Origin of the sequence: Algoriphagus chordae, from assembly GCF_003254055.1 — a bacterium.
Classification (GTDB): Bacteria; Bacteroidota; Bacteroidia; order Cytophagales; family Cyclobacteriaceae; genus Algoriphagus; species Algoriphagus chordae.
Genome location: NZ_QKZT01000003.1, coordinates 39,937 through 55,106, shown reverse-complemented (window position 1 = coordinate 55,106; position 15,170 = coordinate 39,937). Strand labels below are relative to the sequence as shown.

Sequence of the window (15,170 nt, the reverse complement as noted above, 5' to 3'; positions counted from 1 at the left end):
AATACCATGACCTCCCGCCTAATGCTTTTCTAATAGGCGGGAGGTATTTTTTTAAGGCTAATTCAGCAGAGCAAAACTTTCTAAAAACAGCTTGTTCACCAGAAAATTTTATTGCCTTTTCTTAAGCTCATCTTTCTGATAATAACTCTAAAAAACAATGAAAAACATAATCTTTCCACTATTGTTAAGCAGCTTCTTAATAGCTAGTTGCAATACACTAAATGACCATTCGGAGGAAAATATTTCGCTTATAGAAAACTATATCAAAGCTGTCGAAGATTTGGATCATGACAGCATGGAAGCCATGCTGGACGAAAATTACCTTGGCCTCGGACCTTCCTATGGGGATTCAGTTGGAAAATCCCAAGCTGTACAAAACTGGAAACATAATGTAGATAACCTATACGAAAAGATAGAATACATACACTCCAAAAATGCAGCAATAAAAATCACTACTGGTGATAATCAGGGTGATTGGGTAGCAAACTGGTCTGAGCTCCATATTACTTACAAGGCTGAAAAGGCTAAGGTGATAATTTGGGCTAACTCTATCTACCAGATTGAAAATAATAAAATTGTAAAAAGCTATACTTTTTATAACGAGGCTGACGCACTCAATCAACTGGGCTATGTATTCATAAATCCTAATGACCTTTAATATGAAAACGACAATAATTATGAATCCCAAATTAGTTGCACTTGTTGTACTCCTGAGTCTATCCTTTTCGGGTATAGCCCAGACCGCCGCAAAAAGTACTTCCATTGCCACTGGATTGGGCCTATACGTTTTTCCGTCTCAAAACCAGGATCAAGCTACTCAAGATACAGATGAAGCCTATTGCTATAAATGGGCACAAGAACAAACGGGTATTGATCCTTTAAATCCTACTAAAATAAAAGCCGAACAGGTTGATAAATCAGTCGACGGAACAGCGGTAGTAGGAGCAGCAGGAGGAGCAGCTGCTGGTGCCGCAATTGGAGCAATTGCTGGAGATGCAGGCAAAGGTGCTGCAATTGGTGCTATCTTAGGAGGATTGAGAGGAAGAAGAGCAAAGGTAGTAGGAGATGAGATGGAACAGCAAAAGGACAATCAGGCAGCAGCGGCACAGGAAAAAACCTTAATGGATAATTACAAAAAAGCATTCACAGCCTGCATGGAAGGCAAAGGCTATACAGTAAAATAGTTAATAAAATATGAAAAAATATATAGTTTTTATTGTCTTAATGTGTGCTGGGTATCATGCACAGTCTCAGGTACTAATATCTCTCCTGTTTGGAGATAAACTTAACTCTCCTGGACTAGAATTCGGGCTTGAAGGCGGTGCAAATTTCTCCCAAATCAGCGGGATGGAATCCAGCAACAGGATGCCAAGTTTCAATCTGGGTTTCTATTTTGACATTCGAATAAATGATCCTTGGTATATCCATACTGGCTTATTGGTGAAATCGAAGCTTGGAACAAATAAATTATCAGCCGCTGATCTTGAATTTCTTGAAGTAGATGTGTTTGGAGCTGAAGGTGATTATAATCAAGAACTGAATTATTTTATCGTGCCTATACTGGCAAAGTATAAACTAAAAAATAATATCTATTTCGAAGCAGGACCGCAATTAGGTTTACTGACTAAATCCTGGGTAGAGTTCAATTCAGATGTAGAGGGTGAAGATGCTCGAATTCGTCAGTACAATAGAGATATGGTTAACCGCCTAGACGCCGGAGCAACAGCAGGTATGGGCTACCAACTTCTGAAAGGCAAAGGCATGACGCTCGGGATAAAATATTACCAAGGTTTTGTGAATGTCTATAAAGAAAGATCAGGCACAAAAAACAGCTCATTATTTTTGATGGTAAATATCCCAATTGGAGCAGCCAAAGTTGATTCGAAGTGATTCTTTACAAGCTGTTAACCACACAATCCTATCAATCTAAAAATAACTAGTGAAACCCTAGCAGTCATCAGGCTTTGAACCTGTAACAAACAATAAACTTACCTCACAATCGTCCTAAAGGTCAAATTGACTCTAGGTTTTGAAACTAGCCTGGTGGGCGGAAGCCTATGCATCCAATGCGTCTGAGTAGATCCTTTCATTACCAGCAAACTACCATTTTCCAAAATCTGCGAAACAGTCTCCTTGGATGCTTTATGCTTGAAAGCGAATTTCCGCTCCGCACCAAAACTCACCGAAGCAATTGCTCCATCCTTCTTCAGGTCTCTTTCTCCATCGCTGTGCCAGGCCATCCCCTCAGTCCCGTTGTGATATAGATTCAGCAGGCAGGAATTGAATGTTTCGCCAGTTTTCAACTCAATTAGTGCTTTTAGCTCCAGCAATTCCTTTGTCCAGGGCAAGGCTGTCTTGGTAGTATTAGAATAGGTATACTCAAAAGGATTTTCAGCGTACCACGCCACTTTTCTTTTGGTTTCTATGCGCTTTCCAAAAATAATTGCTACATCATTCTTCCATTGAATCTCATTCAACAAATAGGCCAAGTAGCTCAAAGCCTTGTTAGTCGGCATTATTTTGCCATAGTAATAAACCGTCCCGTCTTTGGGTAGCAGGTTAACATTCTCGACCGAATCCTGATTGAATAAATCCATTTTTTCTCTTATCCCTCTCGATTAAGCTGCGCAGCTTCCCAACCTATAATTGCTGATTTTCTGGTATTCCCCCACATATATCCTCCGATTTTACCACTGGACTGAATCACGCGATGGCAGGGAATCAGAAAAGCAACAGGATTAGACCCGATAGCAGTTCCGATAGCACGGGAAGCTTTTGGTTTTTCTATTTCTCCAGCAATGGTACCGTAAGTAGTTAGATTTCCCATGGGTATCTTTAGAAGGGCATCCCAGACTTTCAATTGAAAGGCTGTACCATGTAAGTGCAACTTGATTTGATTGACCTTGCTCCAGTCTTGTTGAAAAATAGAAAGAGCCTCCTGCTGAATATGGTCTGCTAAGAGTTGATAGTTCGCATTGGGAAAGCGGGCTTTCATAGTGGACTCTCCATCGGCTTGATCTGAGTAAAAGGCTAGGTGGCATATACCTTTGGGAGTAGAAGCCACGATAATTTCTCCAAAGGGACTTTCAGCAAAGCTGTAATTAATCTGGAGGTTTTCTCCCCCATTCTTGAATTCGCCTGGCGTCATACCTTCTATTTTCACAAAGAGGTCATGAAGTCTTCCTGTCCCCGACAACCCAGTTTCCTGTGCTGCTTCAAAGAGTGTCGCCTCCCTACCCTGCAAAAGCTGCTTGGCATATTCCAGGCTGAGATACTGCATAAATTTCTTGGGACTCACTCCTGCCCAATCGGTAAACATGCGCTGAAAATAAAAAGGACTTAGATGTACCTGCGCTGCAATTTCCTCCAAAGAAGGTTGTGTTTTGAAATGGGCCTGTATATAGGCAATCGCCTCGGCAATGCGCTGGTAATTGATAGACTCAGTCTCGCTCATAATCTAAATGCTAGTATACCCAAAAGTAATCCGATTCAAAGTATAGCAAAACCCGAATCTTGCGGTATTTCTAGAAAATTCAACCTGCTATTCCTTTTTTCATTTTGCAAAGCAGAGAAAGGTATTGCCCATTTCCTGCCTAAATCCCAATTTACAAATCAGATAATCAGTAATTCATTAAACCTAGAGAACACTAATGACGGCACGAAAAGCTCTAAATAAGCCTATCATTCGAACAAGTTCATTAGGACAAACTAGAAACAGGTATCGAAACACTACACAGTCATTTACTACAAAAGCCACTCCTAAGTCAGGAGTAGCTGTAATTATATATCTGAAACCTTAGATCTTAGAAAGGGCATTTGCCAGATCATTCTTCAAATCTTCAGCATCTTCTACCCCTACGCTCAATCGGATCAGGGAATCTACCAAACCTACTTTTTCACGTTCTTCCTTAGGAATACTCGCATGTGTCATGGTAGCGGGATGTCCACAAAGTGACTCTACACCTCCAAGGGATTCCGCCAAAGCGAAAATATGGAAATTCTCCATCACCTTTCTTGCATCTGACTCCTTATTGCCCAGCAAGGAAAAAGAAATCATTCCCCCAAAATCACGCATCTGTTTTGTGGCAATCTCATGATTTGGATGATCTTCGAATCCCGGCCAGTAGACTTTATCCACCTTTGGATGATTCTTCAGGTATCCTGCGATCGTTTTACCATTTTGAGAGTGACGTTCCATCCTTAAGTGAAGTGTCTTAATTCCTCTGATCACTAAGAAGCAATCTTGGGGAGCAGGTACGGCACCGCAGGTATTCTGGATAAATAACAGCTTTTTGGCTAGCTCTTCATCATTTACCACCAAAGCTCCCATCACCACATCGGAGTGTCCTCCTAGGTATTTGGTCACCGAGTGCATTACGATATCAGCTCCGAGATCCAAGGGATTTTGCAAGTAGGGAGATGCAAAGGTATTGTCTACCGCAAGGATGATTTTATTCCCAGTGCTTAGTTTTGCTACCGCGGCGATATCGATGATATTCATCATCGGATTCGTAGGTGTTTCCACCCAGATCATTTTTGTATTTTCGCTGATATGCTCCGCTATGCTAGAAGCCTCCGACATCGACACAAACTTGAAATGGATACCGTATTTCTCATACACTTTGGTGAAAAGGCGATAGGTACCCCCATACAAGTCATTTGTAGTAATAATCTCATCTCCAGGACTGAAAAGTCTGATCACCGCATCGATAGCTGCTACGCCGGATGAAAAACAAATGCCATGCTTTCCGTTTTCAAGAGCCGCCAAGTTCTGCTGCAAAGCAGTTCGGGTGGGGTTTTGAGAACGCGCATAGGCATATTCTTGGTGACCATCTAGCGAGTTTTGCACGTAAGTGGAAGTCTGATAGATCGGAGTCATGATCGCACCTGTACTAGGATCTGGCTCTATTCCAGCATGGATGGCTTTTGTTCCAAATTTCATTTGTAAATGGTTAAGATTGTTATGGCTCTTAGGAAATAGAAAACCTTTTGAGATTTTCCGAGTGATTTTAGGCTGCGCATGTTAAACTTGCAGACTTCCCCAGTGAATCAATGGATGATAAATCAAAGATGACAAAAAAGGAAAGGATTTTCAAAACTATCCGAGCCTACTTCGGTAAGCATCCCGCCGGCATATTTGCCTGGCTATGGATTACGACCATGCCCTTTGTTGGAAGTATTATTTTTGCGACGAAATATGATTTTCTGGAAGTGTATCAGTTAGAAACTGTCTTAGACTACTTTATCTATACGGTGATCGGAGCCCTGTTTATGGGATTGGCCTTATTGCCCACTACGCTGATAGCCTTAGCATCTGGCTTTTACTTTGGCTGGGCCTCCCTTCCATTTTTAATTTTGGGTTATTCGCTGGCCTCTATACTTGGTTATGGACTGGGAAAAGTGACCAATATGGGTCTGACGGAAAAGCTGTTCAGGAAAAACCCCAAGTTTCATGAAGCACTGGAAGCTCGCAAAGGAAAAGAAGGATCTTTGGTATTCTTTGTTCGGATCTCTCCTATTGTCCCCTTCGCCATTTCCAATTTCCTCTTTGCCAATATGAATATCAAACTATGGAAAGTACTGGTTTTCGGGATTCCTGGCATGCTCACTCGTACAGTAATTGCCTTCGCTGCTGGAGTTCTAGCTAATTCATACTTGGCCGCCAAACAATCCATGAATAGCCCTCTGCAATGGGGAATAGGCATTGCTTTATTGATAATAGGTGTGGCGGGGATCTATGGTTATGTGAAAAAATCGAGGAAGTAAAACAAGCCTCTATTAAAACCTTCTCCTGCTTGGATTTTGCCTATTTGAAAAGAAAGATAAGATTTCAATGGTCTCGCCGATGATTCGATAATACAGAGTGTTGTGTTTCATCACTACGGCCTGCCGAATTCCATTTTTCTCTAATGAAACTTGGAACATTGCTGGATTTTTTGAAATCAATTCAACGGTGTGCTCTAGTTTCAATACAAGCTTTACTATTTCCTTTTCAGTCCAGTTATTTTCTAAATACTCAAAAGTCGATTGTAATTCACTTAATGCGTGATCAGTCCATAAAACCTTAAAGCCATTTTTCATATATCTTTCGGGCTTCAGAATGAGGCTTTAGTTTACCTTTATCGGCATCTTCAACCCCTCTTTGAATTGAAGATTTCTCTGCTTCAGAAATTGAATTCCACCAATCAGATTTCTCTTCCTCTCTAAACTTCATAAGCTTGTCAATTAAGAAAGTATCTTCCAAAGTTGATAACCACTGAATCAGTTCAATCTTTTTGTTTTGAAGTTCTACGTCCATAAATCAAATATACCAAGAAATTTTAATGAGTTCTACCAGAATAAATGAGCGTTTATTCGGAATTGCAATTCCTTTATTCATTCAACATTAAATCAATCAAATGATCTCTCAGTAACACTCCAATAGAAACCCTGATCAAATCTAATATCTAGGCAAAAAATGCTTTTGCATAGCTTGCAAGCTTCCTCTTTTATGGGATCAATTGATCATAGGAGACGGTATGCTCTTCCATGATATTACCATATTCATCGATCAATCTAAAAGTAACCTGAGAAACCTCCCCTTCCATGCTAAAGGTCAACTCCCCAAAAGCCTTCAGTCCCAAGCCAAGATAACCAAACAATTGCGTTGAAGAATCCTTGGCGATCGCTTCTGGACCAGGAACACCTCCCAATGAGGCTGGTCCAAATTCATAGAACTCAAATTCCGAATTTCTCGGTATGGTAAAACCTCGTGCGCCATGACGGTCACCACTTAGTAACAAAACACCTGGTATCTTTTCTGTTTCTATCAATTGGTAAACGTCTTCCCTAGCTACCGTATCCCAAGTCCCCCAGGAATCCTTTCCATCGGAGATATAATCACTCCACATCGTACCACTAGTAATCAGCTTGTAGGGAGCGGTAGACTTTGCCAGCACATCCTTCAACCAACTGAGTTGGCTTGCTCCCAAATAGGAATTATACTCCCCTCTTCTGTCATTCTCACGAAAAGAACGAGTATCCAGCATGATTAGCTCTATAGCTCCTATTCGAGTATTGAAGTAAATTCCTGGAGCAGCATTCTCGGGATTATTCCAGTTTTCAGCCCAAAGATTCCGCAAGGCCTCTCTGTCCTCAGTCGTTACTCCTTCTGGCAAACCGCCAAGATCATTATTGAGATAATCATGATCATCCCAAGCAGCATACAAGGGAACATTTGCAGCAAGCTGCTTCCAAGGTTCTGAGAGATCTCGCAGCAAATAATCAGCTCTATGCATACTCAGATTAGTATCTCTATCATCCACAGCCAGATCACCTAGCAGCAGCATAGCAATTGGATCTCTCTTCAAAATAGCAGCCATCAAATTAGGGTTGTGCAGGCCTATCTTGTGAAAATCTGAAGCAAAAGCCAAGCGTAACTCGCTGGTTTCTCCGATTTCTGAAGGGGTTTGAAAAGTACCTTCGGCTACTTCAGAACCATTAATCACTACACTATAAGAATACTCCGTCTTCGGAGACAAATCTGTCAATACCACTCGTTCCACTTGTCCTGGAACTTTGGGATTCAATGTATAAACCCTCTCCTCCTTTGTAGTCTGATCTCTTACATAAATTTGGATTGGATCCTTGCTAGCAGGTCTGAACCAAATACTTAGACCATTCTCATTCAAATCTCCTAACATAGGACCAGACATCAAAGGCATTCCGTTTTTCACAGCGGCAGCAACTATTCTCTGGTCTGTAAAATCAACAGTATTATTCTCAAAGATGCTTCTTGCATCAAGGTAAAATTCCCTAATGTTGGCAGGTAATGTGGTATAACTGTCGAGCAGATTAGTATCTATTTCCAAAGTTCCTTTATGCGCTTGTGGTAAAGTGACATGATGCCTTACTGGAATGGAATCTGAGTTTTGCGCAAAAGTGGCAGTAGCAAAAAGAGTAATGATAAAAGCAACTAGGCTGGATACTTTCTTAAATCTCATTGAGAATAGGTTTGGATGGGTATTGAAAAAGTTAAATTACGGTTTTAGCGGGGTAAAACAGGTAATTAAGTAAAGCCTGTGAATTTAAACCTCAAGGAAAAATTTCACCGTACATGTTATAAATATCATCGTGTAAGGATTCAAGTTCTGGTATATCGTCACCAAAATTGCTCCCATACCAAAGCACGTTTTTGAGCAAGTGATATTGATCTCTATCGAATTTGTCAAATCTGTCTCTCTTAAGAGTCAATAAAACTTTATTGTTTTCAAGCTTCATCTGTCCTTGTGCGTCCTGCAAGAGCTCTAGAAATTGAGTAAGAGCATGATGACTTGTATTTCCAAGAGTGAAAAAATCGGAAGCGACAAAATCAGTATTGATATAGCTTGAAATTTTAATCAATACATCAAGAACATCTTGTCCAATTTCCAATTGGGTTGGGTTTCCTTCTTCAATTACTCTAAATATATATTTCATGCAGGAGTCAAATGTTTGTGAGAGTTTTCACATAACTTCCTCACCATAGAGAATTACAAATTCAAATTGAATGAAACATGTAATTACAAATTACACCTAGCGGTCTCAATGGTTAGACTATGCTCAGTGGGGGTTATAAAATGCTGTACTTTTCACCCAAAATCATCAATTTTAATATTTTCTAAGGGCACGTTATTTTGCAGTAAAATAGCCTTCATTGAATTTAAAAACCCTTTTGTGCCCACCACATAATAATCAAATGCGGTTAAATCCTTCAGCTTAGCTTGCAGAAATTCATTGTTAATTCGGCTGTCTATTTTGGTGAAAACAGGAATGTATTGAAAGGATAGAAGAGTGGCTGCTTTAAAAGTTTCATGATAAGCGGCTTCGTCTGACGTTTTATTTGAGTAAAACAGAAAAACCGGTTGGTCGAATTTGCTTTTTTCCAGCTCTTTCAAGAAAGGCAAAACGGGTGTGATTCCAATACCTGAAATCAGAAATACAATGCCCTTTTTGTTATCCGACAAGAGGAAATCGCCCATTGGGCCGAACACGCGGAATTGATGTTGAGCGGCTAATTGATTGATACTTTGCTTAAAACTGGTGTTGCTCAGTCGCATCGAAAAGCGGAGCTCATCTTCGTCTGGGTGCGACACCATCGAAAGTGACCGAAAGGATGTATCTAACTCGCGGTGGGCGGGATCGAGGATTTCTAGCACGGCATATTGGCCGGCTATATATTCAAAGCCTTTTGGTTTTTCAATGCGAAGTTCGAGGGTGTTTTCTGCGATTACTGTTTTTGAAATTAATTTCACAATGCGGTCATCAACTAGTTTGACGGGTTGTGTATTTGAATTTTTATTGAGCCTTTTGTTGACAGTATTTCCACATAAAAATCCGCTAATGATGGCCCCTGTAAATCCACCGCCAGGCATACTCCAAGCCCCCGCGAAATAGAGATTTTTTATAGGCGATTTTAATGGCAAGCGTCCCATGCCCGATTGTTTGGGAGTCTGGGCAAAACCATAAGGCGTGCCGCCCGGGTTTAAGGTATAGCGTTGTACGGTTTTGGATGTCCCCACCTCATAATATTCTATTTGCTCACATATCCCTGGAATCTCCTTTTCCAAGCGTTTAAATAGTATTTGAGCAACTTCTTCCTTTCTGCTAGCATACGCTTCTTTATCCAGTTTATCCCAATCAGTCAAGTAATCGGCTGCACAAATCACACCTACACTTTTGCCTTGTGGGGCCAGCTTCGAATCAACTTGGCTGTAATCCACAAAAACGAAATTCCTGTTTTTCCAATCGCCAAGATTGTTTGCCTTGATATCGTGCAGCGTTTTTACATCATCTCCTACTACAAAGGTGGAATAGTGCTTATTGCCAAGATCTTTTACTTCTTTTTTAAACCCAATATAGACAGTCAATAAAGCACAATATTTTTCTAGCGCGTCTATCTTTTTGCCTAGTTTTTCGCTTTCTGCTGGAGGCAATAAATCTTTGACCAAGGGCACAGCGGCATTCGCAATAATGGCTTGCGCAAATTGGCTGGTTTCTGGCGCAGCTTCATTAAAATTGTCTTTGAATTTTACGCCAATGGCCTTTCCATCTTTTGTAATGATTTCGCTGGCTTTCTTGCCCAGCAGCACTTGACCTCCGCTTTGTTCTATAACCGATTTTAAATAGTTGGATAAGTTTTGCGACCCGCCTTTGACGAAGTAGCCGCCACCGCCAATGTAACTTGCTTGCGCGGCAGAGAAATAAGTCATCGACATAGAATATGGGTCGTCATGGTAGTACAGCAGCATGGCTTGCATGATGATTTTTAGCTCATCATCAGCTATGTGTTTATCTAACCAATCTCCCAAATTTGTCTTCGCGGCTTTTACAGTATTTGGGTATAATAGCGGCAGCATTGGGTAAAGTAGGAGTTGCACCCATCGTTCTCTCGGAAATTTTGGGATTTCGGTAAACACCTTATCCATGAATTCTAAACAGCTACGAATTCCCTTTTCTTCGTTGGGAAACTTTTCAATCAAAGCGAGCGCGGCAGCTTCCTGTCCATGCGGGTGTGTGAAATCAATTCCATTTCCTTTTAGCCGAAAAAGCTCTGGTATTTGCACAAATTCTACGTGCTTATCTACTTCTAAGAATTTGAAAATGTCTTGTTTTGAATCTTTCTCATAGAGGCCATCCAATTCGTGTAGGCCTACTTCCAAAATAAATTCTTTTCGTTTGAAGGTAGTAGCGCATCCTCCGGCAATGTAATGCTGTTCTAAAAGCAACACCTTTTTTCCTTGTTTGGATAATGTAGCTCCGGCTGTAAGGCCACCTAAGCCACCACCAATGATAATCACATCAAATTCTTTACTCATCCTTAGGTTATTTTCTCACACTTGAATTCAAAAAATTGGTATTTATCCATGATGAGACAATCAAAAAGGGCCTCATTATATCTCTCAATTCTCCTAATGTCTCTTTTCATTTTACAGGAAAGTTCACTGCTCTATTTTCAATTAAAGGATAATTTCTCAAATCCTCAATCCTTACTGGCACATAAAATCCCTTAAATGTTCAAAAATCTCCATCTTCCTTAAAAAGCCTGAAATAGTCCTAATTATTATTTCAACATACAGCATTAGTAGTAAAAATCACATCAGCTCTTACAAAAACCAAGATCCGAGATCCACTAGGACAGAGAATTCAGATGTATGTTATAGGCAGGATCAAGCACATAAAACAGGAGTTTGGCGAGAGGCCAGGATGCCTGATTTGCAAATTCAACTTGTAGCCTCAAGGCGTAGACTAGGTTCAGTAAGGAAAAATCCGTAGAAACTAACTATAAGTCTGTTGTAACTGGTTCTCCTATAAGTTATTGATTCAAAAAGGCGTCCATTTTCTTGTTAACCGTTTCCGCTTGGTCAATGGATAAAAAATGCCCTGCATTCTCTATGATTTTACCTTCTCCTTTTGCTAGCATATTAGCTTTATCAACCGTTCCTTCTTCATTGATCACATCCTCATCGCCAATTAAAACTAAAACAGGCATCTGCAAAGATTTTAATTCTTCATCAGAAAAAGGTTTCATGCTAGTGATAAATTTGTTTTCAGAATCTTGTTCTAAACCTAGTTTATACTGATTTAAGTACACATCGCTAATATTAGCAACATCGCTTGACATGCTTTCTAAACTTTGGGCGATTTGCTTTTCTTTTGATGAAAATAAAGTGGCAATATTTTTAAACAAATCCATACTTGGTTTAATCCAAGTGAAAGTCTGAGCAGGACTCAACAATACTAAACTCTTTATTTTTTCCTGATTGCTTAATGCGAGTTTCATGGCCAACCAGCCGCCACGAGAAGCACCAATGAGATGATAGCTATCTAGTTCTAAGGCAGTTAAAACTTCTTTATACCAACCAATGACTTCTTCAACACTTTCAATATCATTAGACAAATGCGATTTTCCTGGTTCTAAGATAAAGTCAACTGCAAATACAAGATGGTCCTTACTGAGAGATTCAATATTTGGGTACCACATGGTAGAACTGGCATTCATTCCATGAAGTAATACAAGGGGTTCAGAATTTCTAGGGCCGCTTACAATCACATGAGCAGTACCGTTGGTAGTAGGAATATACAGTTCTTCGTAAGAAACATCCCATAGCTTCAATGTCTCGTCGTAGGCTTTATAGTAAGCTGCATTCAATCCAGTTGCTCCCGTAATATACTCAGGTACTTTTTTATACTTTTCATACTTGTTTACACAGCCCATTTGTAGAACAAGAAAAGTAAGTAACATAAATGTCCTCATAGCATAAGATTTTGGAACTAAGGAACAATTAAGTTTACCTAATATATTTGGAATGTTTTCTTTTTTCATGTCTAGGTGATGATAACGATATATTTTCGGGAAAGTACTAATCTGAAATTAGTTACAAGTACGGTACCTGTATGATTTCATAAAGGATTGGGGACTACAAACCTATCATGGAGACCTCCACATTTGGTACTGGGGATAAAACCATAAAACCTCTGAAACCCTTATGAACACAATGTTGTATAATTTTTCAATTACAAACTACTTGATGTTAGTTAAAAAATTAATTCATTCTATACTTTTCTCTGTACTCTTTTGGACTAACTCCTTCTCTCTTCTTGAATAGCCTTGAAAAATAGGCGGGGTACTCAAAACCCAAATCATAGGCCACCTCAGAAACAGCCTTGTGGGGTTCCATCAAAATATTCTTCGCTTCATCTATCAGAAAGAGTTGCAAATGCTCGGTTGAAGTTTTACCTGTTTCTTTTTTCAAGGTGTCACTCAGGTATCGCTGAGAAACCGAGAGTTGCCCTGCAATTTGCTCAATACTAGGAATGCCATTTTCCTTCAATTGCCCCGAGTCAAAATATGATTCCAGTTTTTTGTTGAATTGCTCCAACAAGTCAGTAGACATCTCTTTGCGGTTAATAAACTGCCTTTGGTAAAAGCGGTTGGCATATTTCAGCAATGTGCTTAGCTGCGAAATGATGATTTCTTTGCTAAACTCATCTTGATTGTTTTGGTATTCCAATTCTATGCTTTCTACTAGCGCTTTGATCTGTTTTTCCTCTTTAGGTGAAAGGTGCAGTGCTTCATTTACAGAATATGAGAAGAACCCATATTTTTTTATCTGATGTGCCAACTCAGTGCCTTTCAGAAAATCTTTATGAAAATTGATGGAAAAGCCTTTTTGTTCGAACACCACGCTTTTATCCCACTGCATAACTTGCCTTGGAGCGATGAAGAACAAGGTACCGTTGGCAAAGTCATATTGAGTGCGCCCGTAAGTCAAATCGCCTTTAACAAACTTTTTAAAACTAATAGAATAGCAATCGTTGGTGATCGGTGGAGAACTTTCTTTAGGGCAAGGCATAAAACCGTCATCACCGGAACTGAAAACACTAATCATTGGGTGCTCTGAGGGTGGAAGTTCCAGGTATTCTAAGTACTCTGATAATGTTTTGAAATGTTGCATCCTATTTATTCAATTCTTGATTCGCCTTCAGTAAAAGTTTGTTGTATTCGTCAATTCGGGCATGAGCCAATCCATCAATGAACAAGATAACCACCAGCATACCAATGGTTGTAATCATGCTTGCCCTCCAAATAGGCGTATTCACAAAAAACAATACCAACACACAAGCTACAATTATGAGTGGAATGGTCGTAAACACTATGTTTTTGTATTCCTTTAATGTAGCGTCCGTACGTTCTAATTCTGTAGCGACAAATACCACAGCATCACTTTGGTAAGCTTCTTCAAATTGTGGAATTCTCGATTTATTAGTAAAGAATAGCCCGAGCCCAATAATGGTCAATAATCCACCTGCCACCAATGTGGGGATAATGTAAGCTTTAGCCAGATCGGTTTTACCTACTTGCCATAAACCAGCACTTGTGGCTATAAAAACCACACCAAAAAGAACAAAAAATGGTGTAGAAATGAGTTCGGCTTTTGCCCAGTCTATTGCTGCTTTTAAAATGTCCATATCTAATTACATTTATCATTTTCTAATTTAAAACTTCCATTGCACTCCTGTCGCTTTTTCAGACATATCCCACAGCCTTTTTGCTGTTACCTTATCCTTGGCATGTGGCGCTAAATAATGTGCTCCAACTGGCCCAACCCAGTTACTTCGTCCTGTAGGACCATAAAAAGCTGTCTGATCTAAATCGGGTTCTGTGGCACACATCAATTCAGGATAAGCACCTTTTTCAGCAGGTTGTGTTAGAGGCGACATCTTCATTAGACCAAAAATCATTTTCATCATGAAACTACCGCTGGTGCTAATCAGGTTTGTCCTGGAAGATCCTGGGTGACAGGCATAGGCTTTCACTGCGGTATTTCCCACTTTGTTTAGTCTGTCTTGTAATTCATAAATGGACATAATCTGAGCCAATTTACTTTGACTATAAGCATCATTAGCGGTGTAATCTTTATACCAGTTTAAATCGTCAAATTTGATAGCCTTGATACCCATATTGTACCCCATACTGCCCACGGTTACAATACGTCCCTGTGATTTATTAATCATTGGATACAGCAAAGCTTGAAGCGTAAAATGCCCAAAGTAATTGACTGCCATTTGGCTCTCCCAGCCATCTTTCGAAATCTTTTGTGTTGGTACTTGTGCGATGGCACCATTACATATTAGAGCATCGATGCGATTCACCTTCTCCAACAGTTCGGCTGCAGCTTTTTTTACCGATGCTTGTTCTCCCAAGTCTAAGGTAATGTTGGTAACATCTATGGCATTGCCTAGTTTTTCTTTTAAAGCCGCGATTGTGTTTGTTGCTTTTTTGGGATTGCGGTTTAGCATCACCACTTTTGCACCTTTTGATAGAAGAATGCGTGAAGCTTCAAAACCAGTACCGCTGGTGGTCCCGGTTATTACGAATGTTTTATCACTCAAGTCCTTTATTCTCTCGGGTGTCCAGCCTTGTTTTCCGAATTGATTTATAGTACTCATCTTGTCTATATTTTGTTTAGACAAAGATCAGTACATCATCATCCTTTGGTCTTATACACAGTTTCGAAAGATGTATACTTTTTGGTTTTTAAACAACGGTTCGCATATGGCTTATGGCGGTTTCGAAGCACTTTCCTGTACAATGAAATAAAAGCTGGCTGCGTAGTGAATACTTTGCTAATATCCGTTCACCCTCCATA

16 protein-coding genes are annotated in these 15,170 nt (G+C 40.0%); 4 read left to right on the top strand and 12 right to left on the bottom strand.

Translation table 11 applies throughout. From position 1 onward, the window contains the following. Nucleotides 1-157: 157 nt before the first annotated feature. From LV85_RS03975 to LV85_RS03965, 3 genes are read left to right on the top strand one after another with little or no spacing between them, the layout of a single operon-like run. Complete coding sequence (locus LV85_RS03975; protein ID WP_111316893.1) at nucleotides 158-658, top strand: nuclear transport factor 2 family protein; 501 nt, start codon at nucleotides 158-160, stop codon at nucleotides 656-658. A 1-nt stretch (nucleotide 659) separates the two neighbouring features. Then, nucleotides 660-1,184, top strand: a complete 525-nt coding sequence (locus LV85_RS03970) for a glycine zipper domain-containing protein (protein WP_245942135.1) — start codon at nucleotides 660-662, stop codon at nucleotides 1,182-1,184. A 10-nt stretch (nucleotides 1,185-1,194) separates the two neighbouring features. After that, a complete protein-coding gene (locus LV85_RS03965; RefSeq protein ID WP_111316892.1) occupies nucleotides 1,195-1,890 on the top strand; it encodes a porin family protein in 696 nt (231 codons plus the stop codon). Nucleotides 1,891-1,988: 98 nt separating this feature from the next. Here the strand turns inward: LV85_RS03965 and LV85_RS03960 are convergent, their stop codons facing one another. The 3 genes from LV85_RS03960 to LV85_RS03950 all read right to left on the bottom strand — a co-directional run bounded on the left by LV85_RS03960 (nucleotide 1,989) and on the right by LV85_RS03950 (nucleotide 4,996). Further along, nucleotides 1,989-2,597 (bottom strand): alpha-ketoglutarate-dependent dioxygenase AlkB family protein, encoded by a 609-nt coding sequence (locus LV85_RS03960; RefSeq protein ID WP_111316891.1) that lies wholly within the window; start codon nucleotides 2,595-2,597, stop codon nucleotides 1,989-1,991. An 8-nt stretch (nucleotides 2,598-2,605) separates the two neighbouring features. Next, entirely contained in the window at nucleotides 2,606-3,454 is an 849-nt protein-coding gene (locus tag LV85_RS03955) for a methylated-DNA--[protein]-cysteine S-methyltransferase (RefSeq protein ID WP_111316890.1), read from the bottom strand. Between the two features lie 342 nt (nucleotides 3,455-3,796). Then, nucleotides 3,797-4,996 (bottom strand): cystathionine gamma-synthase, encoded by a 1,200-nt coding sequence (locus LV85_RS03950; protein ID WP_262510134.1) that lies wholly within the window; start codon nucleotides 4,994-4,996, stop codon nucleotides 3,797-3,799. A gap of 74 nt (nucleotides 4,997-5,070) precedes the next feature. On the opposite strand from LV85_RS03950, the gene LV85_RS03945 reads away from it, so the two are divergent. Further along, complete coding sequence (locus LV85_RS03945; RefSeq protein WP_158531134.1) at nucleotides 5,071-5,766, top strand: TVP38/TMEM64 family protein; 696 nt, start codon at nucleotides 5,071-5,073, stop codon at nucleotides 5,764-5,766. 12 nt (nucleotides 5,767-5,778) lie between these two features. Here the strand turns inward: LV85_RS03945 and LV85_RS03940 are convergent, their stop codons facing one another. The 9 genes from LV85_RS03940 to LV85_RS03900 all read right to left on the bottom strand — a co-directional run bounded on the left by LV85_RS03940 (nucleotide 5,779) and on the right by LV85_RS03900 (nucleotide 14,970). Beyond that, nucleotides 5,779-6,081 carry a type II toxin-antitoxin system RelE/ParE family toxin gene (locus LV85_RS03940; protein ID WP_111316887.1) on the bottom strand — a complete coding sequence of 101 codons (303 nt, stop codon included), beginning with the start codon at nucleotides 6,079-6,081 and terminating at the stop codon, nucleotides 5,779-5,781. Then, on the bottom strand, nucleotides 6,065-6,298 hold the full coding sequence (locus LV85_RS03935) for a hypothetical protein (RefSeq protein WP_111316886.1): 234 nt from the start codon (nucleotides 6,296-6,298) through the stop codon (nucleotides 6,065-6,067). Before LV85_RS03935 ends, LV85_RS03940 begins: the two co-directional genes overlap by 17 nt. 190 nt (nucleotides 6,299-6,488) lie before the next feature. After that, nucleotides 6,489-7,982, bottom strand: coding sequence for an alkaline phosphatase D family protein (locus LV85_RS03930; protein WP_111316885.1), 1,494 nt, complete (start codon nucleotides 7,980-7,982; stop codon nucleotides 6,489-6,491). A 91-nt stretch (nucleotides 7,983-8,073) separates the two neighbouring features. Then, nucleotides 8,074-8,457: a hypothetical protein gene (locus LV85_RS03925; protein WP_111316884.1), complete on the bottom strand. Its 384-nt coding sequence runs from the start codon at nucleotides 8,455-8,457 to the stop codon at nucleotides 8,074-8,076. 152 nt (nucleotides 8,458-8,609) lie between these two features. After that, nucleotides 8,610-10,835: an FAD-dependent oxidoreductase gene (locus LV85_RS03920; RefSeq protein WP_111316883.1), complete on the bottom strand. Its 2,226-nt coding sequence runs from the start codon at nucleotides 10,833-10,835 to the stop codon at nucleotides 8,610-8,612. Between the two features lie 497 nt (nucleotides 10,836-11,332). Further along, nucleotides 11,333-12,343, bottom strand: a complete 1,011-nt coding sequence (locus LV85_RS03915; RefSeq protein ID WP_211318375.1) for an alpha/beta fold hydrolase — start codon at nucleotides 12,341-12,343, stop codon at nucleotides 11,333-11,335. Between the two features lie 220 nt (nucleotides 12,344-12,563). After that, nucleotides 12,564-13,475: a helix-turn-helix domain-containing protein gene (locus tag LV85_RS03910; RefSeq protein WP_111316882.1), complete on the bottom strand. Its 912-nt coding sequence runs from the start codon at nucleotides 13,473-13,475 to the stop codon at nucleotides 12,564-12,566. Nucleotide 13,476: 1 nt separating this feature from the next. Next, nucleotides 13,477-13,989 (bottom strand): hypothetical protein, encoded by a 513-nt coding sequence (locus tag LV85_RS03905; protein WP_111316881.1) that lies wholly within the window; start codon nucleotides 13,987-13,989, stop codon nucleotides 13,477-13,479. Nucleotides 13,990-14,016: 27 nt separating this feature from the next. Then, nucleotides 14,017-14,970 carry an SDR family oxidoreductase gene (locus tag LV85_RS03900; RefSeq protein ID WP_111316880.1) on the bottom strand — a complete coding sequence of 318 codons (954 nt, stop codon included), beginning with the start codon at nucleotides 14,968-14,970 and terminating at the stop codon, nucleotides 14,017-14,019. Nucleotides 14,971-15,170 lie beyond the last annotated feature (200 nt).